The following is a 22,592-nucleotide window of genomic DNA, read 5'->3' as shown; positions in this document are numbered from 1 at the left end:
TCGTTATTGTTTTAGTATGTAATTTCGCGTGAAGGTAGCTGAGTTTACTGCGTCATCTCCAAGCGTTTTGTAGATATTCCAAGATAGGTTTATGCTTGTCACTTCGTTCGGAGTTGTATTGGACATAGGCCAAGCGTAGAAAAAATCGAGACGATCGCCCTTCTTCTTTAATTTATTCGTGCCGTCATCAACTACTTTTATCACTTCTTCCGGACCTAATTCCTCTCCGGTGTTAAGCTTGATTGTTTCCGCTGCCGGATACGCTTCAAAGGAAGAATGCCCGATGTTTTCTATCGATCCTTTTATCGCAATGTGGGCGCTTGATGGCGATATCAAAATCCGATCGATTTTAATATCTAGCCCATCGTAATTTGCCTTATCATTCATTTCGGCTGAATAAGCCCAAATAGCACTATCTTCACCTAGATTTTCATTTGTGCTCACTTCCTCAGCTTTTGCCGTACTGTCTTTGTTATGAGGCTGCGAATCAGATGAACACCCACCGATTAAAAACGCAGCTATTAACGCAGAAAAAAGTAGCCCAACCCGCTTCAATACGATCACGACCTTTTTCTTCTAATGATAACTTATTTTTCAGTTATGTAAACGGACACCCACGTATTCATACGCAAGCGCCCGCAAAAAGTTCCGTTATTTTATTTCGTAGTTCCCTCTCGCTTTGTTCCGATTTCGAAAAGACCCGTCGCTGCTAGACCCGCAAAGCCGCCGGCCCACAAACGCAGCACCAAGTCGAGGTCAGTAAACGGATAGGCAATCGCGCCCAATCCGATGCCGATGACGAAACTGAGAGCCGGCACAATATTCGTCGGCAGCTTAACCGTTTTCTTAACGAGCTGAACGAGCGCCGTTAAGATAGGCGCGAGGATAGTCGCGAAAATTAATACTTCTTCCATAATTATCGTCTCCCTTTTCGTTTATTTTACTGTTGCGCCTGTGGACTTCGCGGCATAAATATTCACCTTTCCGAACTGGTCCGTCTTGATCGTGTACACGTCGGTCTGTGGATTACCGAGAACCTCGTACTTCAGGCCGCCGAATTTCTTAGGACGCAATAATCCGCATTCGTTCCCTTTGACTGGCGCCTTGTTGGTCGGATAGATGCGCCATGAGTCGGCAGAAGCCGGAAGGTAAACGTATTTCTTACCGCTGGATGACGGTTTAGAAGAGCCGGCCGCCCCCGTCAGCTTTAACACTTGGCCGACCGTAATCTTATTCGCATTCTTAATCCCATTATATGCTTGTAACTTCGCCATACTGACGCCTGTTTTCACCGCAATTTCGGACAAAGTATCGCCGCTCTTTACGGTGTATGTCGACCCGGATGTTTTGGTTGGCTTGTTTACGGAAGACTTACCGCCAAGTGCTTTAAGTTCCGCTGCGATTGCCGCTTTTACGGCTTCCCAACGGCCTTCCGCTAACACACGGTGCGGGCAGTATTTGCCGGACCAGTCTTGGTGTTTGCGCAGACGATCGATTCCCCATCCGCGTTCCTTCAGCAATTGCGCAATAAATTTGATCGCCAGTTTTTCGGCTGCTTCGTACTTGGCGCCGCCTGATTTCGAGTAACAAACCTCCACGCCAATAGACGTCCGGTTTCCGGAATTTGCGCCGCTACCATCTCCTGTATGCCATGCGTTACGGTCTGTCGGGATGCCCTGAACGACCTCCGTATCGTCTACTGCGAAATGGTAAGACACTTCGTTGTTGTTTCCGATCATATATCGGATTTCTGCATCCGCTGAAGCATCGTTGGCCGTATTATGAAATGTGATGTATTGCGCATCCATTGAATTCGGACACTTAATCGAATACTTACTCGCAGACACTAGATTCTTACGCACTAAAATCGCCATTAAATCGTCCCCTTTTCGTTTTTGGTATTAAAAAAGCCCGCCGGGACTCTCACCTGACGGGCGTGTTGCGTTAATTCGATTATTCTCTTCCGCGGAATTTTTCTTCGAGCCTATCGATCTTGTCGATGATGACGTCGTACTTATCGCTAAATTTATCGAGTAGATCTTGTAGCCGCGATTCACGCTCCCTGTTCGACTTCATTACGTAAATCAGCAGCCACGTAAAAAGGACCGCGAACGGTCCCTGCGTTAAAAAATATTTGAGTACGTCTAATTCGCCGCCGTTCAATAACTACGCCTCCTGTCCGCCTGTTTCTTCCGGAGGCTCTTCGATAGGAGGCTTGTTTGGATCGTAAACATCTCCGGTGATTTTCTCGTATTCTTCCGGTGTTATCCGGCCAGCTCCGACAGTATCGTGAACTTGCTTTTTCGTCCAGAGGCCGGCGTCATAAAGATTTTTGATACGGAGATACCAAGTCATTTAGTTTCCTCCCGTCGCGATAAGATAATATAAATCCGCTATCTGCTTTTGAAGATTCTCGATTTCATTCGGAGCCGGCGGATCGGGCTTAATGCTCTCTTTGTATTCCTCCGTCGCTGCCTCAACCCATACGTTTCTTTTCTTATCGAATCGCGGCGATATGATTGACGGATCGGGGACCACATCTGTGCTATTCGGCGGTAGCACTTCTACATCGATATCTTCTTCGCCGGCATAGTCGAAATTTTTGTCGTAGTATAAAACGTGCATTCTGATTTCCTCCTTTACCATAATGGGATACCGATATTAAAGGACACACGCGTAACGCTAGCCGAGTCGGTTGCGGAAAGCCCATCGAACCGTAATTCGCCGTCCGTCGTAAATGCGAACCGGGCCGTCCCGTAAGACCCGATCGTAGGTACAACGAAATCTACGAGCTGCGTCGGCTTATATGTGAATTTCGCTACCGTCGTACCGGCGGCCGGGAGCGAGCCGAATGTGCCTCGCAGTTTAATTTCGTTATTCGCAACGGAAAACTTGAACGGATATCCGGTGTTTTGCTGCGCTCCATTAATCAAGGTAACGTTATTCCACGTCGCAACCCACGGACTATTCCACTTATCTTTATCCGCCTGTACGACGTGAATGTCCGTTCTGTTGGCGTGAGCATCTACCTTTGACTGCGCCCCCTCTACCGATTCAAGCTCGCGCCATGACGTCCATGACTCCGAGCTCGCGACCTTATTACGCATAAATTTCCGCCGGCCCGAAGACGTCGAATCGTTACTGCTATAGGACGTGTATTCCTGATATGCGTACGTGCTGTAGTTATTGACGATAAGATATCCGTTGTTATTTACTGGGGCGTTTAATGCCGTCGTTGCGCCGCTCATATAATAGAAGCCGGTATCTGTTACCGTATTAAAATCGATGCCCGTCATGTACTGTGCCGCGCCAGTATCCTGCGTCAATTTAAACAACTGCGATCCGTTCCACTTGTCCTTCTCAACTTGCGAAGTATGACGGATGCTATCGGAATCATGGGCCCGGAATTGGTCGAGAGGCGCCTGCTTAACGTTGTCGACGTTACTAAGTCCGATCTGGTCTTTCGTCACTGAGTGCGGGTTATCCGTCCGATCTGCGTGTTCGTCCGTATACGCTTTACTGTCCGAAAGAGCCTTATCGGCTTTTTCTTGCGCTCCTGCTTTCGTCTCAATATTTTCGAGGTCTTCGAATTTCTTACGCAGCTCTTCGATGGTTTCAATGGCTTCGTCATATAGTTCGTTGACCTTTGCGATCAAAGCCTCGAAATCATCAATATAATACTCCGCCATAGGAGCGATATCAGTATCGACTAGCGCTCGATCTATGTTGAATGAAAACTTATGGACGGAAATCGCCTGATTATTCGCATAGTACAAATTAAGCTCTGCGTTGACCGTTCCGTAATGCTTAAGTTCATCCGAAGTTAATACGTATTGCGCTACGCCACCTACCGGATCTACAATTTCTACGTTTTTGATAAACCGGCTTCCGTCCGCCATGAACATAACGAGCTTCCCGGTAACGGCAGACAACGGTAATGGGACGCCATCCTTTGTTAACGAGAAGATCAAACGCGCCGTATCGATGTCTTGCGTGCTGAACTGTATTGCGGTTTTTATATTCGTTTTTGTCCGGCTCGTCACCTCAAACGCAAGTGGTGCGTTATTGTATATCACTGCAAAACCTCCTTAGTGCTGCGGCGTAACGATCATTTGCGCTACACCGTAGCCTTTTTCCGCATCATACGGAGATTTGATTTTCATAACGGTTCCGTAGCCGCCGCTTTCCGCCTTGGTTGCAATGCCTTCGATTGCTGATACGCTATCTCCTACGGCCACTGTTTCGTCAATTCTAACGAAGACTTGACCGATTAGTCCGATGACATGCCATTCGTCACGAGAGTCACGCGGCACATATTCGAGAGAAGGGTCGTAGTCGGGGTTTAATTTTGGAACGCTTAACTCTTCGCCACCATCGATAACCGTTTCGTAAACCAAGCCGCCGAATTCGTTTCTTTCGAACTGATCGTTCCAATAGAACGCCGCGCCTCCGAGCACCAAGCCGGCCGTTTCAGAAACAACTCCGAGTATCTTATCTCCTTCGCCTGCTTTTCGTATCTTTTCGCCTTCTAACGCAACCAGATAGCTTGAATCGATTTTCTGACCGTCAGCAGATTCGAAATACTCCGCGAAGTCTTTGAAATCTGAGACGCTTTCTACCCGCCCTGTACCACGAATATGTCCGCCAGTTGAATCGAGTTCCCATTTCGTATTTCCGGTCGAGGCGCTGCCGCTTCCGTAGCCCCCTCTGACGCTATATCCGTTATCGTTGATAACCCCGTTAGCAGCGAGCACGACCCTCGACGGCCCGTCGCCTTTTGTATGTGAATTGTTTGACGCTATAACCGCTTGACGCGAAGCTGTTGTGGATGAGCCACCGCTGGCACCTAGAACGACGTTTCGAGGCCCTTTCGTTATACATCCGCCCGTGGTCGCAATCACTGCGCTTGTTTTGTCTAAGACGTGGCCCGATGTAGAAGCAGCACGGAAACCACCTTTCACGTTATTCGGGACGACCGAATGCTTCTGGCCACCGAGGACTGCCGCACTCTCGTACCCATACGCCCGGACCATTAAGATATTTGTTTGCGTATTCGGCGAGGTGATGCCGGCCGTACCGCTTGCTACGTGAAGGATTCCGTTATTCAGATTGACGTTGTACACGCCACCACCGATCCCGATACCGTTCTGCGCCGAATCATGAATAACGAAATCGGAGATGAAGACGTCATCTGTCCGCTGATCGCCGCCGGTGACGTTGATATCATAGCCGGCCTTTTTAAAACCGGAAATTTGCAGATTGGTTACGTTTATCTTCCGGCTCTTATATTGAAAGGCAATCATAGACTTTCCTTTGTAGTCATACGTCGGATCGCCGATCGCTGTAAAACCGATTATCTTCACGCGTTGGTATGCCGAAATCACTAAGGCTTTCGGTTCCAGTCCGTCATAAAGCGAATTGTATATCGGCTCTCGCGCTGTGCAGTCGACTAGCGTCACGTCTCTCGCCGTCTCACTCCACGGATCTGTCGCAAGGTGGTGTCCGATGTGCCGCAAATCATAAGACCGAACATCACGGAAGGATTCGTGGCCGCGGATATGGACGTTAGAAGGGGCCGGCCATTCCGTATGTGCCTTTACCTCTACACCGCGGACGTTTCCTTCGGTATAGTTATCGATAAGCCATACGTGTTTAGATCCGTCATCGACCTCGATACCGTTCGAATTAGACGCTCCCTTTTTGTGGGCTTTTCCGCTTGGATTCGTCATTACGTTATGGGTAATGAAGATGTATTCGCTGTAGTGCGTAGTGATTCCATCATCTCCGTAGCCATGGCCGACGCAGCGATCGATCCAGACGTATTTACTGCCCGTTGCGGTGTAATCCTTTGCTGTAATATCGTATGTTGGCGCCGAAACATCGAAGCAGTGAAGCCCCGGATTAATACCCTCGACTTCCCGGACGATGCCAAACTTCACCTGCGCAAAAGTCAAACAACTCGAATAGATGCCGCCGGTCGCACCTACGCCGCCCTGACGCTCCGGGTTCCAGTCGAGCGACATTCCTTGGACTACGATATTACGGTTGCCAGACGCCGGGTCCGCATTAATGATGACCCACTCGCTCGCCGGCGTGTCCTCGTGCAGCTTTAGAGTAGTGACGCCCATGCCTTGGCCGATCAAATACGTCCATGACGGAAGCTTGACGCCTTTAACGATGTATGTGCCGGCGGATAAATTAAGCCTAACCTTACCGTTTCCAATCGCTTTCTTAAACGCTTCTGTACTATCGTTAACGCCTGTCGGATCGGCTCCGTAATCGTCAACGTTTACATCACGCTCAATCTTGCGCAAAAGCTTGTTATACTCTTTGTCGAGCCGCTCTTTCAATAAAGGCGCGATGTTTCCTTCCGTGTCCACACGAGCATCCACGACCTCTTTAACGTTTGTACCGTCCGCATTAAGGATCAGATTTCTTATACGGTTATACAGACCGTCGATATATGTGCGCAAAGAAAAACCGCCATGGTCGATTTGATCCGACGTGTGGGCGGTTTTTGCGTTCTTATGTGAGGCCAGTTCCGTATACGATCCTCTAATATCATCCGCAATGTCATCGAGGTTCTGGTTGTGGTCGTTACGAAAAACACGGTCCCACGCCGCCCCGGCCTTTCTGTACGGAAATTTCGGCATTGTATTCCTCCTCGTTATTTATTCTCTAGCGCAGTCAGGCGCTTGTTTATAGATTCGAGCTGTTGCGAAAGTGTCGATATGTCCACCGTAGCCGTACCGACCTTGATGCGTTGCAGCTTTGCGAAGTCAGATGCGCTCATTAAGCCGTCAGTCGTTTCGGTAGCCAGCGAGACAGAAACTTGGCCGTCGGGCCCCAATACGATACTCGCCAGCTTCACATAGTCCGATGAGCTCATAAGACCGTCCGTTGTTGCGTTTGCCCGGCCGTACGTAGGAATCGTCAGCTTTGTCGGATCGTACCCGTCTTCGTAAATCGCATCTTTTCCGATGGTTATGTTTCCGCTTATGGCGCTGCCTTTCACTTTCCCAGTTGACGTATCGATAAGCTTGGAGACGGAGCTTTGTCCCCTCCCTAATTTAGCAGTTGTTTTTTTGATATTTGCCCGAACCTTACCAAAAGTAAAAACCGGAGACTTTTTAGGATCTGAGTAAGTCTCCACACTGACTACACGCAACTTCGTCTTCAAATCAAATGGCTCTAATACGCACCATACATAATCGCCTTTGCGAATATCCTGCATATTTAATTGTTTAACCTCTACGTACGTAAGGCTAATAGAGATTTCAATTTTATCGGTCAGTTCTTTTTCTAACCGTTTTTCGAGCTTTCCCTCATCCTTTGCTGTGTACGAGTCATCAAATACGGGATTTGCATGTTTGATCCCATAGACTGAAGCTAACGGACTTTTGTACTCAGATTCCACCGCGTATTTTCCTGTCTTTTCGTCCTTCTTTCCGAATCCCTTAATGTACGTTTTTATAGAAGAGGTGTCTATTTCCTGAGAAGGGTCTTTTACATTTACACGGTCACGGATGATGTAGTCTGTATCTCGCGCTATCTCCTTTGCGAAATAGACTTTCTTCCCAATGCACTCATATTCAGCCGAGTATTTTTCCTTTATATCGTTTAGTAATCCGAGAGAGTAGCCGTTCCCAAAATCCTCTACATCAAACGAATCACCTAGCCCTTCTGGTAAAACCTCGTAAGAATACCCAGAACCCTTTAATGCGATGTCCAGCATATCCTCGATGTAAAGTTTTTTCTTTTTACCGGATGTTTCATATACGTAATTCTCACCGAGATCAGAAAAGGAACGTTGCAAGGCCGTGATATCGACCTTCAGTCTCTTGCCGCTAATAGGAACATACCGCGTTTTCCTAATGACGAATTCCTCGTCTTCATAAAAAAGTGAACCTTCATTTTGAATTAACGGAAAGGAGTGCGCATTTCTTTCCGTCTCCCAAACCGTTACGTCTAAAGACCTTCCGTTATCAATTTCATCCTTCTTCGTTACGTTGAAGTCCGTTAAGGCTTCTACCTGATTAGCGAGATTTTTTACAATCAGACTCGACACGGCGCACCTCCCTACGCGTAATAATGGAATCTGAAATCAAACGTGATCTCAAAATCCCCGCTTGTTCCGTTTAACTCAAATTCATTCCATCCGGGCTCTAACGTAATAAGCCCGAAATTTGTCTGCCCCAATATGCTGACGTTTCCTTTTTTCGATGTAACACCGGAAATTTGAATCGCTTCCTTCGCGGTAGATGTACCCGAAAACGCCCACAGGTCGCCTGTTGTTCTATTTTTGATCGACAATTTGTCAGACGCGCCTTTATACGTAATTTTTAAAGGCATGTATCTCGGATCTAGCCGGACGGCCCCCGCGTTGAAAATACGAAAAGTCTTCGTCTTGTGTTTGTACGAAGGGATATCGTCCGTCAACCCTTCGCCTATCTGCCATTTGTTCGCATCAAACGTGAATGCGTCTAGCGTCGTGCCGACTGATTCGCAATAAGTAGAGGCGCTTTGGAAAGTCAGCGTAAAGTCGCCGAAGCTACCGATTCTGTCAGGCGTGAATGATGCGCTTAGCTCGACCCGCCACCGTTTTTTCGGCGTCGCTTCCGAAACTAAAAAGAACTCCTCCTCGCGATGAAGCGCGTGAAAGAGTTCCGCTTGTAATAAATGAAAATCAACGTCATCCGCTCCGAGCAAGAGACATTCAGCAGTCAGCGTTCGGGCTCCGAAGTTTTTTCCTACTCGAACTAAACCGTCTCTCCCCGGAATCGTTTCGTAATCGATATCGGGAGTGGGCGAAGCAATTTTGAAACTTCGCACAAGAACTGATAAATCGCGAGCCATGTCAATTATGCGGCCATCCTTGTAAAGTATCCGGAAGTTGCTGTCCGTAATAGGGACACCGGATGGGGGCGTTGTATAGACGCTTGAAAAAACGTCGATGGATACCTCCGGCTCTTCAACGACAACCGGAGCCGGGTTGTTTGTGTCCGGCGTAGTAGGAGTGGACGGATTCGACGGAGACGGGGCGGTGTCGTACTTCGTCAGATTGTACGTTTCAATAATTCTGTTAAGCTTTGATGCGTAAGACGGGTCCGTTGCATAACCGGCGTCTACCAGCGCAGCAGTCGCTTTCTTGTAGTTTTTCTCGCCTACGACCGCCTTATAGTGATTCAGGTCCCAACTGACGCCGTTTACGTAAAGCTTCGCGAGGTCTTGCATCGATTCATACCACGTCGGGTACTTCCGGAACTTGGCGTCCACTTGAACGTTCCTTCCATTGATTACTTCCCACGTTTTCATGATGACATATTTTCCGTTATATTCGCCCTTCACTCCGAAAAGGTTCTTTCCATTAACGGCAAGGCCGCTAGTCCCGTAGGCACTTTCTAAGCACCCCTGCGCGATTACGAGGCTTGCAAGAATTTTATAATTCACGAATATCTTCTGCGCATCCGGGGCGATTTTCTTTATAAAATCTGTATTACTCAAACGCTACCACCTCCCGTCTCTCATCCGTTCTAAATCATACCCGTCCTGCTGAATGCGACTGATGTGCGGCTCTACAATACGCCCAACAACTTCACTATCCATCACGATAGGAGCGCCACCCTTCGTCTTAATCGCCTGCTCAATCGAACTGAGCGCGCGAAGCATATCCGACGATAAGCCGGAATCTCCTCCGAGGCCCGCCGTATGCCCTGCGTCTATCATTCGCATAAGATTCGCCTGTTGCGCTTCAGTAAGCACCATTTCGTTACGCAGGGCCCGGATATCGACTTCGTGGCTCATCGGATTAGCAAATTGAGACGCTAGGCCGCCGATGTGAAGTTTATTGATCTGCCCGAGGCCGATGACGCCGCCAGTGTGGTAGGTACCTTCGTTCCCTTTTCCCCGGCTTACAGCACGCTCCGTCTTCATAGAAACATCCGATGTAATTGTCGTGATGCGTTTCGTGATGTCCTTACTTAGAGCAGCGTTCATTCTTTGGGCTTCTGACGTAATATCCGCGACCCGACCCCTTGCGGTACGAAGGTTTGCGATCTCGTCGTCAATTGCTTTAACAGACTTTCGATACTCATCTGTTTTACGATCGGCTGCTGTCGTGTTGTTTTTCAGATTCGCCTTCGCATCTTGAAGGCGAGCGATCTCCTTATCGATTACTCTCACGCCTTCTCCCTTTTTAGCGTTTAAGCCGACTTGTCGCATCTCTAAATCCACTAGTTTTTGCTTAACAGTATCGAGTTTATTTATCTCTTCATTTACCTTTTGTAGTTCTTCTTTTTTGCTTAGAAGCTTATCACCACTCGCCCCAAGTTGAGCCTGAAGTTCGCTTAGAATCCGCTTTTCTGTACCTAGGATATTCTCCTTTTGTGCAGCGTCTTCTTTGTTTCCGGCCGCTTTCGCTTGTTTTATACTGTCTTCTATCCCCCTTACTTTCTCAAGCTGCTCCTCGGCTTTCACCTGATTTTCGCGATACTCCTCCGCAAGGCTATTTATCTTTTCTTGAAGCCTGCTTCTTTCATTGAGATTCTCAGTCTCTTTAGAGTCAAGTTTGGCTTTTTGAGTATTCAGTTCAATCCTTAATTCTTCGGCTTTTTCCTCAGTCAGCCGCTTTAACGCCTTAGTGTTTTTCGCGAACGCATTACCTTGGTCTGTTATTGCCTTACTTGTGATAGGAGCCTTTTCTAGTACCTTGTCATTAAGCGAAAGATAGCGATCGAACTCATTATTTGTAAGACCCGACTTTTTGCGCAGCCCCTCCTGCTCCTCCTTCATCAGTTTGATCGCGTGAGAATCAGTTTCCAATTTAATGCGATCGTTCAAGTCGAGATAGTGCGCCATCTCTTCTGCTGTAAGCTTTGTTTTGTTTTGAAGTTTTTCAAACTCAGTCGCTAAATTATTAATAGAATCTATCTCTTTTTGTTTGGCTTCGGCCGCCTCTAGGCTAACGGTGTTCACCTGATCGTATCCCGCTTTCACCCCGACAAGTGCTCCCGCTAATAAAGAGAGCCCGGTAATCACCCATCCAGCCGGACCCATCGCAACGAACAAACCGCGCACTGCGATTCCGAGCTTTAACATAGACGACGCTACCAGCGCCACCGCTGCCGCCGCGCCTGCCATTTCGAGGCCAGTCGTAATGATCCCCGGATTTAGTTCGCTAAGGAACTCGACCACTTTCGTACCGGTTTCGACAATTTTTCGGAAAGTAGGTAAAAACTCGTTACCGATCGCGATTCCGAGACCGTCGAGCGCAGACGTAAACTGTTCGAATGACCCTTTGAGGTTATCCATCTGCGTTTTCGCTACTTTGTCCGCGGTCCCGCCGGCTTCCTTCAGCGTCTTCGAATAATTGCGCAGTCCCTTTTCTCCGACGCCCAAAAGCGTAACGAACCCGGAAGCCGCTTCAACTCCGACGAGCTGTGCCGCCGCTGCCGTTTTCTGCGCCGACGTCATCCCTTCGAACTTCTTCGAAATATGGCCGACGAGTTCGGGTATCGGCTTTAGATTTCCGTGGGCATCCTTTACCTCGATTCCGTACTTTTTCATCGCTTTGGCCGACTGGCCGACCGGATTCGTAAGGTGTAAGAGTGACGCACGAAGCGCCGTACCCGCCATCGATCCCTGAATACCGGCGTCTGACATTTTCGCAACGGCTGTCGCAGTATCTTCGATGGAGTATCCGAGAGAGTGCGCAACAGGGGCGACGAATTTCATTGCATCCAGTTTGTTATCCTACCGGCTCTTTATCCGGTAGTTCTTACGGTTTCCCGCAAGCTCAGACTATATCTTCACCCACGCCAAAGACGTTAGGGTGCCACGCGCTCGTGGGTGTTTCGTCATAGCTAATACGCCGTAGACTACTTCACCTAGTCGTTACACGTTCCGCAAGTTTCCTATGCGGCTTCGCTCGGTATTCTCATATCACTTGAAAGTGACTTAGAGTTCACCGAATTCACGTGGTGTTACGCAGCTTGTTCCCAAGCAGCCGGGCAATTTTGTTTACCCAATTGCGGCAGATCCGTATTGGCCGTCGTCATCGCTTTTACGAGTACGTCAACGGCATGCCCGGAGTCTTCCGCTTTAATGCCGAAGCCGGTCATGATGTTCGAAACGATATCCGCTGAACGTCCGAGTCCTTCGCCTGAAGCTGCCGCCAAGTTGAGCACGGCCGGCAACGATCCGACTTGCGCTTTTACGCTGAAGCCCGCCATCGCAAGGTATTGAAGACCCTCGGCCGCCTCTACTGCGGTATATTTTGTTTCGGCGCCCATCTTAGCCGCGATGTTCTTCAGATCTTCGAAGTCCTGACCGGTCGCGCCGCTGATCGCTTTAACTCGCGACATGGCCTCCTCGAAGTCAGCCGCCTTTTTGACGGAAACGCCGATACCGGCTACGACTGCGCCTCCGACCGCAAGCGAAGCCTTTTGGATGAGGCCCATTTGTTTCGAGAGATTCGCAGATGAACGGCCCATTTGATCCATATCGCTTCGAGCTTGCTGAGATCGACGGGACCAGTCCGCCATGTCTAATACGAGACGCGCCCGTATTTCTCCGACTGTTGTTCCGGCCATCTATTTACCTCCTTTCCGAAAATTACCCTGTAAAGCCCGTAGTTGTTCGAATTTCTCACGGTCGAATTTCACTTCAGGGCGAAGTCCTGCCGCCCGAATCAACGTATTCATGAGCTGTTTATACTCGTCGTCCTCACTAGCCCGGCTGTTCGTCGCGAGAAGTACACGAATGTCTTCTATGCGCCTTACCGCGCCTTGCTTCGTCTTAGCGCGCACAAATTTCGGTATATCCACCATATAAAACTCGTTTTCTATCTGATGCTGCGTGACGCCTAAACTGATAGCCGCTTCGATCAGATAGTCGTCAATCGTATACGGATCGCCCTCTTCGTCTACTTTTCGAGTTTCGGAAGAAGGCTCTTCACGTTTTTTGCTTGCGAATCAAGACGGTTCTTTTTAACGGTGAGCGTGAGGTATTCGATAATTTCGTCAGTCCCGACTTCCTCTCGGATATACTCAGCTTCGACGCCACTTAACAACGCAGTAATCTCGACAATTTCATCCAAACCGATATCGATCGCGTTTACTAAATACGGATAGAAAGCTGTTTTAGGCGCGCTGATGACTTGCAAGATAAGGCTCGGAATTTTATCGAGTGCTAAGAAAAGCTGTTTCCACTTAGCCGGAGTAAGCTTAGCGACCTCGACCGGATACTTGCCAAGCTGAACCGCGTCAGTTTCCTTTTTCTTTCCGAAGATGTTCATACGATTCTCCTCTCGTGTAAATAAAAAGACACCGCCTCCCGACGATGCCTTTCGTTTGTTATTCGCTGCCAGTGCCGGAAGAGGTCCCGGCCGTTTCGTCGCCCATAATAAAAAGATCGCCTTCTCCCATCGTGTCCGGATAACCGGTAAACGTTAGGTTGGCGATCCTCTCATTATCGGAATCATACGTATATTCAATGTCAGTCGATGCGCCAGCTAATGGAATCGTTAGCCAGTCATTGGCCGTCGCTTCCGGATCTGTCGGCTTAATTCGTAAAGGCTTCGCGTCCTTCAGCAAGTCATATCCGGCTTTACCGCTGACTACAAGCTTCTTTTTGTCTCCGTCAGACACGTACTTACTGTTCGGAACCGCCTTATGAATCTTTTCTAAATCATAGATCGCAAACGGTACGGTACATTCGCAAGTTCCGCCCTTTGTCCGTGAGCCTACGATCGAGTCACCGTATTGGTCGACTGTTGTATCCTGCTTAGACATCTGCGCCTTAAAAACGATGCCGCCCTTCGTGATGTCAAACGTCACCATATCCTTGCCCTCGCCGTACTCGACGATTGCGGGGCCGATAGGAACTTGAATCGTTTTAATTCCAGCCATCTGTTTTCCTCCTTTATTTTTGCATTAAAAAAGCGCCCGGTCAGGGCGCACTACACAATCGAAATTCAACGAGTATTGGGGACGATCGTTGTCGTCGTATCCGATAAATAACGGCACCGAATTTGCCGCCCGGATAACAACGATAGAGCTATTACCGATAAACACTTCACGGAGATTCGTTAGCGCTTCCTGAAGCTGATACGCTTTCTCTTCGCAATCAGCGTCGCCTCGCGCCTTTCCCCGTACGATTATTTGAAACGAAGGCTGACTCTTTCTGGTCCATTGAGACGGAGGAAATCCGCCTGTAAATCGCACATAAGTACATTCGTCTGCCGCATTTCGCGGGAATCCGTTTGCGTAATAAACGCCGTCAACCCGCGACTGTATGAACGAGATTAATTCGGTTATCTTCAACGATTATCACAACTCCCTTCTCACCGCGTCTGCTACGTGATTAATGTATTTCTGCGATTCACCTTTCAGCGGACGTTCCAGATATTTGTTACCGACCGGATAGCCGCTAATGCCGCCTGCACCTGCCGAAACTGGCCCGAGGTTGTATTCCGCTTCATGAGTCCATAGCGCGTAGTTAAAGCCTTTATCAACGGCTCGGAACGATACTTCACCGATCAGACTATCGCGTTTTAACGTAACCTTCTTTTTCATGCCGCGACGGAGCGTGGCTTTGTCTATCGGGGCAATGTTTTGCGCAAGTCTAGCGAGGTCATCCGTGTTATCATGCATCGCTGTCTTTGCTGCCTGCTCAACGGCTACCTCTCGGCTATCCAATAACGATAGAAAATCGCCAGCATCCAGTGTAAAGCTCATACGATTACCTCGGTCAGAATCGGCTTACCACTGACTTGCCGCTTTACGTTTATTTCCTTCGGCTTACGCTCAATGGTTTCGCCCAGCTCGTTTGTGAATGCGAGTGTATCCGTATACCTGATGTCGGCTAATTTATCGACCAATATACGCGCCGTGGCTACGACTTCCTCGCTCTTCACAACGCCGGAAGAACGTGAATTCGCAATAGTAGATCCTTCGTCGATTCGGCACTTAATTTCGAACGGCTCGACGTCCACCGGGTTTCCCCACACGTCTATATCATCTGAAGCACGAGTAACGGTCACGGTCTGACGCATCGGTATGATCGCCAATTACATCACCGTCGCTTTTACGGTCCGGCCGCTAAGTTTCACATCGTTCGCTTCTTCGATCAGATCGATCGTCTTTTTCGGTATGAGAGACTCATCGTCAGCTCGAAGCGTCTCCTTATACGTAAACGACCCGACGCCGGTGATTGAGTAAGACGCGATGCCGTGCTTATTCAGACGGTTCGTATCGTTATAAGCAGTCGCAAGCACGTTCGTAAACTCGTAAACTGCGTCATCAGGAATGACGTACTTACGAAACTTTCGAGCCAAGACGTCTTCGGCTACGTTTAGTACCCGCTGCTGCTTCGCGCCGTCATAGTCGTTCCAGTCCTCATTATCGATTGTCATTCGGTTGATATATTCGTTCGCAGCTTCTACACTTAAAGCCATGCGCACCGCCTCCTTATTTTCCGGAGGACTTACGTGCAGGCTTTTTCGGCGCCTTTGCCTCCGCCTTTTCCGTCTCATCGTCTGATACAACACAGCTAATCCATCGCGGACATAATGCATTCAACTGCTTAATTTCGGCCGGAACATCGGTTTCGTAAACGCCTTTGTGATCGAAAACGATCGTCTGGTCAGTGCCTACGGAATAAAACGGAGAGGCTTTATAGACGGCCATTATTAAGAGCCGGCTCCTTCTAACGCTTTAAGCCTCGCAATGATGTCGTCATACTGCGCTTTGGTTCCGAACCCGTCCGCTCCTTTTGGTCCGGTATCGCCTTTCGGTCCTTGGGGTCCGGTGTCCCCTTTATCACCTTTTGGACCGGCCGTGCCTCCGCCTTCCTGTAATTCCTGAATGATGTCACCGAGCTTTAGATCGTTGGCGACTGGCATAGATTCATTTAATCTTCGTTTCTGGTCATCTGTAATTGCCATTGTTGGCCTCCTTTCAAATTAAAAAGACGGGCCGAAGCCCGTCGATTGTCATTAAGATACAGTTGTCGAGATGTTTTCGAGAATGGCGATTTTTTCATTCGCGTTTTTGACCTTGATTCCGTATTCGCCACGGATCTGACGCGCAACAAAGTCAGCTCCCGGAACTGTGGCATCCTCGTCGTAGACAGAACGGCCATTCAGTGGGTGCAGAGAAAGAATGCTACGGTCGAAAAGTGCGATTTTGTCTTTAGGGAAGTTCGGATCTACGACTACAGTCGCGACTCCGCCGCCAACCATATCAGAAACGAATGTGCTTACGCGGTGGCCTGTAGCCGCGTCCGTTCTCTCTGTTCGAATAGTATCCGTCGCCATTTTAGAGATTTGACGAGCACCCGCGGTGTTTGTAAGGATTGTATTTGCTGAACCGCCGCGCTGATATACTTTTTCCATTAATGCATTAATATCTTTCGCTTGAACCTCTGCTCCTTTCAGGTTAGCTTTAGCAGCGTCCTTCAAGTTCGCAAAGTTCAATAAGCCGCCAGTCATACGAGGCTTGCCGTCAATTCTGCGGCCGTAGATCAACCAGTCGTTAAATTCACGCGCCATCTCTTTAAGACGTAGTTTTACTTGATAATCAAGCTCATTCGATACGTTATGTGTACGGACTGCTTGTTGAGTATTCGATACGGCCGCATATCTTTCAATGATTTGCGTGAAGTTGTAATCTACATAACGGTCGTGACCTTCATCGATACCGACGCCAGCACCTTCATTTTGCGGACGAGAAACAATACGCAGCTCAGAGCCGGCCTTGAGTTCCTCTTGAACTGTTCCGTCAAATCCGCGGACAACAGTGAGCACATCGCCGGACACGTTCGTAACTTTCAGATACTCTTCGCCAAAAACGACAATGGCATCTTTACGGAACTTCTCTCCGTCATCTTCCGCCACAGTAATTTTTCCATCTTCCGCTACCGATTTAACAGTCGCGAGGTTTGAGTTCAATCGATCAGACATCCACTCGAATTTAGTCTGATAGAGCGCCTCTCCGTTTAAGCCGATTAGACCGAGTAATGTCGGTTCATCCTGAATAATAAGGTCAATCCCGGCGTCAAGCTGTCGTACCTGATCTTTAAAATCGTAACTAGTTAACATTTATTTTCCCCCTACTTCTTCAAAAGTGATTTCAATTTGTTTGAAAGCTCGATAACCTTCGAAAAATTCTTTTCTTTCTTCGCTTCGCTTAGCTGCGCTTCTAACGTCTTGATTTCGCCGCCGTCTCCGTCTCCTCCGCTATTAGAGGGTTGGCCGATCGGCTTCAGCGTTTGTTGTTTCGCAACCAAGTACGGTTTATTGTCAACGAGCCCCTTTACAACGTCCTCCATACCGATTACTTTTCCGTCCTCAACCTTTACCGCGGATAGGTCAGCCAGACGTAAAGCATCGTCAATGTAGGCGATGCCGTTGCTCGTAGCAACCTTGATAAATTCGTTCGCCACTTTTTCCTGTTCAGCAGCCGCTTTTAAATCTTCGATCTGCTTTACGAAGGTGGCTTCAGCTTCGGCCTTTTCGTCGAGCTGTTTCGTAAGCTTTTCCAGCTCGGTCATTTCCGCCTCTTCTCGCTCTTTCTGGGCTTTTTCGTAATCGCTAAGTTTCGCCTTCACTTCGTCATAGTCAGCGTACTTGTTCTTAACGCGCCCCTTTTCGCGAGCAATTACAGCGTTAAATTCCTCTTGCGTCATAGTCACCGTCTGCGCTTCAGGTTTATTTTCCGGCACCTCAGCCGTAGTTTGATCGGTAACCTCGCTTGTTTGCGTTTCTTTAAGTTCTTCGCTCATACAGTCCCTCCACCGCTTAAAGCCCGTCGGCTATTGAGTGATGCAGCCGTTTCTTTTAACGTCATAACGTTCGGACAAAATAAAAAAGCGCTACACGGCGCTTGATGGGTTTCTTATTGTAGAAATTACGTGCTTACAACGCGGGTGAAATATCTCCCCGGTCGCTTTGAGTTCGTCATATGTCGGATAATTGCCGGGAGCATCGTCGGTCAGCTTAATGATTTGTCCCTCGTGGAGACGGCATAGATCCTTCGCCCCGTGAGACGAAATTTGCGCATAATAAGCTCCGCGACTTACCGCCTCATTCGTATGGGCTTCCCGATAGGTTTCCATCATCTTTGTGCGGACGACCATATCCGCATACACTTCCGGCTTCCATCGATTTCCCCTCACATCAATAATCCCGGTACTCACCGAAGCTCGAAGAGACTTGCGCACCATATCCGTTATGCTCCGCCGTCCGTTCGTCCCTTTGGTCATATTAAGCCGCATCGAATCCGAAACGGCTTTCCTCACGGCGGCCCGCGTCTTCCTATCGACGTTTTGCGTAATTGCTAATAAATCCGACTGCGTATCCGCTACAGCAGCCGCAACCATGTACTCGTTTACCTCGTTAAAAGCAACGACCTTTTCCGCGTCCGCCACCGTCTTTGCTACGTCCAGAACGACCAGTGCACGCGCAATACCATCGGTGGCCGCCTTCGGAACATTCTTTTTGACCCATGCGGAAGATTTTTCGTCTAAATCGCTGAGGATCTCGCTAATAGATTTCAAGGTCGCCAACGCGTTAGCCCTTCGAAAATTATCGAGGTCAATTCGTTCAAGCTCCGCCAAGATGTCTCGGACCGCTTCCTGATAATACCCGGCAAGTCGATTCGTCTGATAATCGTATTGAGGCTCAGGAGAACGAGGCATTAACTATCGTCCTCCTCTGTGATTTCCTCTTTATCCTCGTCCGAAGGGCTCCTTTCCGGTTCTTCCTTGTTGAAAATCGATCCGTCAACAAAGCCGCTCGTCGTTTTTTCGTCTTCTTCAATGCGGCGAATGATTTCGTCAGCTTTTTCGTCGTCCACATCGTCCTGCTGTTTAATGGCCCCGCGAACATCAATCGTAGGCTTGCCGCCTGTGCGGATTTGCATAATCTCAGCGAGCTCTTTTTCATTCTTCGGGAGTCCGTCGCTCCAAATAGCCCGTGGATAAACCGCTTTTTCAACCTTGATGATCCCGACTGCTTTTTCGAGTAGCATACACGTCCAAAGGGCGTCTCTTACCGCCCGGTCATAGTGCGCTCGTATCCGCTTTACCTTCGAAAGAATCGGCATGAAGCGAGCTTTGATCGCCGCGCCGTCTGTGTGAGACGTGCCTGTGCCGCCTGAATTATCTCCGGAAATCGTCGTGCCGAATAACCACTGCGGCGTCTCGGCCATTTGAAAGACATTACTGAATAGGACGTCAAGTTCTTTGAACGCTGCGTCAAGCTGCGCCTGCCAAACCATATAGCCCGGAGTCGTATCGTCTTTTGTAACCGGAATGTACTTGCCGCCAAACTGAACCGAATCCCCGGACCCTTCTAAGTCCGGCCCATACGCAGTCGGGTCGCTGTGCTTCCATAGGATGTAATCGATCTGCACCAGACGATCGTTAATTGCCGCGAGCGTCGTTTCGATCTTCTCCAATCCGCCAATACCGAAATAGCTGTCATCGATTGACTTGTACGGAATGTGAAAAACCGGAATGTGCGGAAGGAACGTCTCTTCGTGATCTTCTTCGCGGCCCGTCGGCACCTCTTCGCCTATATTGAAAACGCTGATTGGGGCGCCACCTGAAACATCGACGCCATTCTGATATAGTCTGTAGCGCGTATAGAAGATGTGTCCCGGTATATGGCGCTCTACGTTTAGGAAAGGAATTTCCGTCTGCTCCGTCTCTACCCATTCGACTTGGGCTATATTGACCGCTTTGATCTGCTTAACGTTTCCGGCTGAAAACTCAGGGAAAACGCAATTCGCATTAACATGCTCAACAACGGACTCCATTTTCGCATCTTCTGGAATCTCTAAGCCCCTCGCGATAAGTTCGGAATAGTCTTGGCGGTAGCCAAATCGAACCTTAATCCACGCGTCACCGCGATATCCGTTCGACATGGCGCTCTCGTGTAACAGTTGATTGAGATCGTTTTCTTCTACATATCTGTTGAGCGCCTTTTGCTCTTCGCTAGTGTCGTCCAGTCCGCTCTCAAAGTGAACCGGTTCTCCTACCAACAGATCCGCAGGCTTCGTTACCAAAATATCCGCGAGATTTATAGCGATGTAGAGCTTTTCGAGCTGTTTCGCTTGTGGCGAATCTTTTAAAATGTCCGTAGCCCTTTCGTATACGTCTCGGTGATTTCCTTCGAAGAGCTTACGCATACGTTTATATTTCGCCAACCTCTTGATTGAATCGTCCGGAGGAAATTGCGCGCCTTCCCGAATGATGCTGTACGTCTTTCTAACCGTGTACTCATCCGAAGGCTGGTCGTGTTTCTTTAGTAAATTGAAAAACCCCAACGCTATTCCTCCTCTCCGATAATGTCAGGTAGGTCTTCGATTTCCTTCTCGATATCTTCGTTACTGCGGGCGCCGTCGTCTGTTTCATTGGTCGTTATCTGACGATCGGTCAGTAAGCCATGACGACGCATGAACAAGTCGATAGCTTTAACTGAAGGCTGCGGTCCTTTTATCAGCTTTAGGAGCTGCCCGTATACTTCGGACCGGTGCCCGGAAAGCATGTCGTCCGCTAATAGGTTCATGTATTCGATGAATATCGGATTTTGAAACCGCCATCGATAGAGCGTCATACGACTTACGCCGATTTCTTCGGCCAGCGCGTCCTGACTTCGTTTGTTCCCGTCTTCGGGCGTGACTTCATTACTCGCAACGACTTGCGCTGCCTTACGTTGCTGAAGCGTTAGTTTTGCTTCAAGCTCTTTCATACGCGACATTTTATCGCCTCCTTTCTTATAGCCATCCCGGCTTCTTCACCAGCCTTGTTTTCGGCCTGAATACGGATTCGAGCGCCTGCTGAAGCGCGTCGAGTGAATCAACGTAATCGCCGAAAGGATACTGCGCCATCTGATCGAGCAGCATCGTGTGCCTATCGTTCAGAATCAGCGTTTTGTTATGCAGCATCGGTTCCATCGATTGAATACGCTCATCTTTCGAAGACTTATGCGATTTCACATCGTTCACGCGGCACGTATAAAGACCTTCCTGCCGGACCCGCTCCTGAAGCTGACGATAATATTCGTGCTGCGCGTTAATCGTTTCGACGTTGAAGGAACGATGCCGGTATTGTTTGATCTTCCGAATAATGACGTCAATGTATATGTGCGCCGGTTCCTTCGACGCGTATTCATCGAGTACGAAAATATAGCCGGTCGGCTCGTGTTTGCCGAGCGTAATAACCGAGTTATAGCAAGACCGCGCGTTCTTACCCTGCGCGATATCCCACGCCCCAACAATCAGAAGATCGCTGACCGGTATTTTCAATTCGTTGTACACGACGTATGCTGTTCCGTTCTCATGGTAGTAGTGATAGTAAGCGTAGTTATCCGGAAAGAAAAACTGCTCGTCTTCACTGAAAGCAAGGTTTCGGAACTCCGAGTTGTATGCGCGTGTTCCCATGTTTACTTTCTCGTGCATGAGCTCGCGATAGGTCCAGCGCCAAGGCCACGCCAGTTCGACGCCGTCTTCCAACGCCTCTTTATGCGCTTCGTAGAATTCGTCAGCCTCTTCGATCGTTTCTGCTCTCGCATAGACCTCGCAGTATTTGTCCCATAATTCCGGATGCGTCGGCTCACTTATGATCGCTCCGTGAAAGCTCGCCTTGAAATCCTTACGCTTCAGAACGTGATTAAGAAGCCCGGTCGCCGAAACCATTGTCCCGACTAACACGATTGCCGTCGCCTTGGACCCGATCGGAACAACGACCGAGTTAAACCAATGAACGAGCTTTTCCCGCGCTTCCTTGGTTCCTTCGTTGTTTGTCGATGACGGGTCGTCAATTATTACGAGGTCCGGCCGAACAGCTCCGTGCCGTTTACCGCGAAGCTGCTTTCCGGAGGATGACGACTCAATAAGGATATTCGTCGTTGTAATGAACGCCTCTTCGTTATCCTTTTCATTGCGGCTTGCCGACTCGTGCATCATAGGCCCGAAGTCTTCCCGGAGCTTGCCGTTAAATTTCATTTGCTTGTTAACCCATCCGATGAGCTTTTTCGAGAGAGAATCCGTCTCAGAAATAACGAGAATATATTTCCGCTTTCTATAAGCCGCTTGATGTAACGGCAAGGCGTTCGAAAACATTCCGGATTTTGAGTGGCCCCGGGCAGCCGCGATTGCAAGCCGCGCGTTCCTTTTCTCTTCGTTGACGTAATCGCAAAGCTCAAAAAACTCTTCGTGGATCTTCGCGATATCTTCAATGCCGTCGTGAGGCGTCCCGTCATCCGAGTTCCTTACGACATTATCCTCGTTTTCCGGGTTTAGACCGTCGCTCAAATACTCGTAGGTGAAATATGCGATATCCACCTCGGCACGGTGAACGCGCTTCAGTTTAATTAATTCGGCCTTATTCTTCCGGAACATATCGATATGGTAGTCGGTGGCTTTTTTCGCTTTAATGAGGGCCGCTAATCGGCGCACACTCTCGATCAATAAGTCGATACGCTCCCGCCGCTCTTCACGATCCAACCATTTTCCGTTAATATACGCCAAATTATCGCCCTCCTTTCGCTTGACTTTCGTTATTATTTTCGTTAATATGAATTTAACATA

General features: G+C 48.8%; 26 protein-coding genes. All 26 read right to left on the bottom strand.

Annotation, left to right across the window (positions count from 1 at the left end; all coding sequences use genetic code 11):
* Positions 1–3 precede the first annotated feature (3 nt).
* The 26 genes from BAMF_RS25445 to BAMF_RS25315 all read right to left on the bottom strand — a co-directional run bounded on the left by BAMF_RS25445 (position 4) and on the right by BAMF_RS25315 (position 22,532).
* Positions 4–564: a hypothetical protein gene (locus BAMF_RS25445; RefSeq protein ID WP_041481635.1), complete on the bottom strand. Its 561-nt coding sequence runs from the start codon at positions 562–564 to the stop codon at positions 4–6.
* Positions 565–656: 92 nt separating this feature from the next.
* A complete protein-coding gene (locus BAMF_RS25440) occupies positions 657–914 on the bottom strand; it encodes a holin (RefSeq protein ID WP_013351583.1) in 258 nt (85 codons plus the stop codon).
* A 21-nt stretch (positions 915–935) separates the two neighbouring features.
* A complete protein-coding gene (locus BAMF_RS25435; RefSeq protein WP_013351582.1) occupies positions 936–1,874 on the bottom strand; it encodes an N-acetylmuramoyl-L-alanine amidase in 939 nt (312 codons plus the stop codon).
* A 79-nt stretch (positions 1,875–1,953) separates the two neighbouring features.
* Positions 1,954–2,163, bottom strand: a complete 210-nt coding sequence (locus tag BAMF_RS25430) for a BhlA/UviB family holin-like peptide (protein ID WP_013351581.1) — start codon at positions 2,161–2,163, stop codon at positions 1,954–1,956.
* Between the two features lie 3 nt (positions 2,164–2,166).
* Positions 2,167–2,355: an XkdX family protein gene (locus BAMF_RS25425; RefSeq protein WP_013351580.1), complete on the bottom strand. Its 189-nt coding sequence runs from the start codon at positions 2,353–2,355 to the stop codon at positions 2,167–2,169.
* Positions 2,356–2,625 (bottom strand): hypothetical protein, encoded by a 270-nt coding sequence (locus BAMF_RS25420; RefSeq protein ID WP_013351579.1) that lies wholly within the window; start codon positions 2,623–2,625, stop codon positions 2,356–2,358. It lies immediately after the preceding gene.
* A 14-nt stretch (positions 2,626–2,639) separates the two neighbouring features.
* Positions 2,640–4,076, bottom strand: coding sequence for a BppU family phage baseplate upper protein (locus BAMF_RS25415; protein ID WP_076983882.1), 1,437 nt, complete (start codon positions 4,074–4,076; stop codon positions 2,640–2,642).
* A 12-nt stretch (positions 4,077–4,088) separates the two neighbouring features.
* Positions 4,089–6,653: a peptidase G2 autoproteolytic cleavage domain-containing protein gene (locus tag BAMF_RS25410; RefSeq protein ID WP_013351577.1), complete on the bottom strand. Its 2,565-nt coding sequence runs from the start codon at positions 6,651–6,653 to the stop codon at positions 4,089–4,091.
* A 14-nt stretch (positions 6,654–6,667) separates the two neighbouring features.
* Positions 6,668–8,068: a phage tail protein gene (locus BAMF_RS25405; protein WP_013351576.1), complete on the bottom strand. Its 1,401-nt coding sequence runs from the start codon at positions 8,066–8,068 to the stop codon at positions 6,668–6,670.
* A gap of 11 nt (positions 8,069–8,079) precedes the next feature.
* Positions 8,080–9,504: a glucosaminidase domain-containing protein gene (locus BAMF_RS25400; protein WP_013351575.1), complete on the bottom strand. Its 1,425-nt coding sequence runs from the start codon at positions 9,502–9,504 to the stop codon at positions 8,080–8,082.
* A gap of 3 nt (positions 9,505–9,507) precedes the next feature.
* Entirely contained in the window at positions 9,508–11,733 is a 2,226-nt protein-coding gene (locus tag BAMF_RS25395) for a phage tail tape measure protein (RefSeq protein WP_013351574.1), read from the bottom strand.
* Between the two features lie 248 nt (positions 11,734–11,981).
* Positions 11,982–12,590, bottom strand: a complete 609-nt coding sequence (locus tag BAMF_RS25390; protein WP_013351573.1) for a phage tail tape measure protein — start codon at positions 12,588–12,590, stop codon at positions 11,982–11,984.
* A gap of 332 nt (positions 12,591–12,922) precedes the next feature.
* On the bottom strand, positions 12,923–13,294 hold the full coding sequence (locus tag BAMF_RS25380) for a hypothetical protein (RefSeq protein WP_013351571.1): 372 nt from the start codon (positions 13,292–13,294) through the stop codon (positions 12,923–12,925).
* 58 nt (positions 13,295–13,352) lie between these two features.
* Positions 13,353–13,907 carry a hypothetical protein gene (locus BAMF_RS25375; RefSeq protein WP_013351570.1) on the bottom strand — a complete coding sequence of 185 codons (555 nt, stop codon included), beginning with the start codon at positions 13,905–13,907 and terminating at the stop codon, positions 13,353–13,355.
* Positions 13,908–13,931: 24 nt separating this feature from the next.
* Complete coding sequence (locus BAMF_RS25370; protein ID WP_041481634.1) at positions 13,932–14,321, bottom strand: minor capsid protein; 390 nt, start codon at positions 14,319–14,321, stop codon at positions 13,932–13,934.
* 6 nt (positions 14,322–14,327) lie between these two features.
* Entirely contained in the window at positions 14,328–14,735 is a 408-nt protein-coding gene (locus BAMF_RS25365; protein ID WP_013351569.1) for a hypothetical protein, read from the bottom strand.
* Positions 14,732–15,067: a hypothetical protein gene (locus tag BAMF_RS25360; RefSeq protein WP_013351568.1), complete on the bottom strand. Its 336-nt coding sequence runs from the start codon at positions 15,065–15,067 to the stop codon at positions 14,732–14,734. Before BAMF_RS25360 ends, BAMF_RS25365 begins: the two co-directional genes overlap by 4 nt.
* Positions 15,068–15,454, bottom strand: coding sequence for a hypothetical protein (locus BAMF_RS25355; RefSeq protein WP_013351567.1), 387 nt, complete (start codon positions 15,452–15,454; stop codon positions 15,068–15,070). It lies immediately after the preceding gene.
* A 13-nt stretch (positions 15,455–15,467) separates the two neighbouring features.
* A complete protein-coding gene (locus BAMF_RS25350) occupies positions 15,468–15,686 on the bottom strand; it encodes a hypothetical protein (RefSeq protein WP_013351566.1) in 219 nt (72 codons plus the stop codon).
* Positions 15,687–15,688: 2 nt separating this feature from the next.
* Positions 15,689–15,943, bottom strand: a complete 255-nt coding sequence (locus BAMF_RS41790; RefSeq protein WP_013351565.1) for a hypothetical protein — start codon at positions 15,941–15,943, stop codon at positions 15,689–15,691.
* A 51-nt stretch (positions 15,944–15,994) separates the two neighbouring features.
* On the bottom strand, positions 15,995–17,098 hold the full coding sequence (locus BAMF_RS25340) for an SU10 major capsid protein (RefSeq protein WP_013351564.1): 1,104 nt from the start codon (positions 17,096–17,098) through the stop codon (positions 15,995–15,997).
* Positions 17,099–17,109: 11 nt separating this feature from the next.
* A complete protein-coding gene (locus BAMF_RS25335) occupies positions 17,110–17,781 on the bottom strand; it encodes a phage scaffolding protein (protein ID WP_013351563.1) in 672 nt (223 codons plus the stop codon).
* A gap of 90 nt (positions 17,782–17,871) precedes the next feature.
* Positions 17,872–18,696: a phage minor capsid protein gene (locus BAMF_RS25330; RefSeq protein WP_013351562.1), complete on the bottom strand. Its 825-nt coding sequence runs from the start codon at positions 18,694–18,696 to the stop codon at positions 17,872–17,874.
* A complete protein-coding gene (locus BAMF_RS25325) occupies positions 18,696–20,327 on the bottom strand; it encodes a phage portal protein (protein WP_013351561.1) in 1,632 nt (543 codons plus the stop codon). Before BAMF_RS25325 ends, BAMF_RS25330 begins: the two co-directional genes overlap by 1 nt.
* Before the next feature lie 2 nt (positions 20,328–20,329).
* Entirely contained in the window at positions 20,330–20,761 is a 432-nt protein-coding gene (locus BAMF_RS25320; RefSeq protein WP_013351560.1) for a phBC6A51 family helix-turn-helix protein, read from the bottom strand.
* 16 nt (positions 20,762–20,777) lie between these two features.
* Positions 20,778–22,532, bottom strand: coding sequence for a hypothetical protein (locus tag BAMF_RS25315; protein ID WP_041481633.1), 1,755 nt, complete (start codon positions 22,530–22,532; stop codon positions 20,778–20,780).
* Positions 22,533–22,592: the final 60 nt, after the last annotated feature.

The sequence above is a fragment of the Bacillus amyloliquefaciens DSM 7 = ATCC 23350 genome, from assembly GCF_000196735.1.
Classification (GTDB): Bacteria; Bacillota; Bacilli; order Bacillales; family Bacillaceae; genus Bacillus; species Bacillus amyloliquefaciens.
The sequence above is the reverse complement of the archived record's forward strand: the minus strand, read 5'-3'. Positions and strand labels throughout refer to the sequence as shown.

Coding starts and splice junctions, on each gene's coding strand:
- BAMF_RS25340 (WP_013351564.1), bottom strand. CDS start 17,098: ATGTTAACTAGTTACGATTTTAAAGATCAGGTACGACAGCTTGACGCC.
- BAMF_RS25330 (WP_013351562.1), bottom strand. CDS start 18,696: ATGCCTCGTTCTCCTGAGCCTCAATACGATTATCAGACGAATCGACTT.
- BAMF_RS25335 (WP_013351563.1), bottom strand. CDS start 17,781: ATGAGCGAAGAACTTAAAGAAACGCAAACAAGCGAGGTTACCGATCAA.
- BAMF_RS25395 (WP_013351574.1), bottom strand. CDS start 11,733: ATGAAATTCGTCGCCCCTGTTGCGCACTCTCTCGGATACTCCATCGAA.
- BAMF_RS25355 (WP_013351567.1), bottom strand. CDS start 15,454: ATGGCTTTAAGTGTAGAAGCTGCGAACGAATATATCAACCGAATGACA.
- BAMF_RS41790 (WP_013351565.1), bottom strand. CDS start 15,943: ATGGCAATTACAGATGACCAGAAACGAAGATTAAATGAATCTATGCCA.
- BAMF_RS25365 (WP_013351569.1), bottom strand. CDS start 14,735: ATGAGCTTTACACTGGATGCTGGCGATTTTCTATCGTTATTGGATAGC.
- BAMF_RS25420 (WP_013351579.1), bottom strand. CDS start 2,625: ATGCACGTTTTATACTACGACAAAAATTTCGACTATGCCGGCGAAGAA.
- BAMF_RS25380 (WP_013351571.1), bottom strand. CDS start 13,294: ATGAACATCTTCGGAAAGAAAAAGGAAACTGACGCGGTTCAGCTTGGC.
- BAMF_RS25435 (WP_013351582.1), bottom strand. CDS start 1,874: ATGGCGATTTTAGTGCGTAAGAATCTAGTGTCTGCGAGTAAGTATTCG.
- BAMF_RS25350 (WP_013351566.1), bottom strand. CDS start 15,686: ATGGCCGTCTATAAAGCCTCTCCGTTTTATTCCGTAGGCACTGACCAG.
- BAMF_RS25440 (WP_013351583.1), bottom strand. CDS start 914: ATGGAAGAAGTATTAATTTTCGCGACTATCCTCGCGCCTATCTTAACG.
- BAMF_RS25320 (WP_013351560.1), bottom strand. CDS start 20,761: ATGTCGCGTATGAAAGAGCTTGAAGCAAAACTAACGCTTCAGCAACGT.
- BAMF_RS25375 (WP_013351570.1), bottom strand. CDS start 13,907: ATGGCTGGAATTAAAACGATTCAAGTTCCTATCGGCCCCGCAATCGTC.
- BAMF_RS25390 (WP_013351573.1), bottom strand. CDS start 12,590: ATGGCCGGAACAACAGTCGGAGAAATACGGGCGCGTCTCGTATTAGAC.
- BAMF_RS25425 (WP_013351580.1), bottom strand. CDS start 2,355: ATGACTTGGTATCTCCGTATCAAAAATCTTTATGACGCCGGCCTCTGG.
- BAMF_RS25410 (WP_013351577.1), bottom strand. CDS start 6,653: ATGCCGAAATTTCCGTACAGAAAGGCCGGGGCGGCGTGGGACCGTGTT.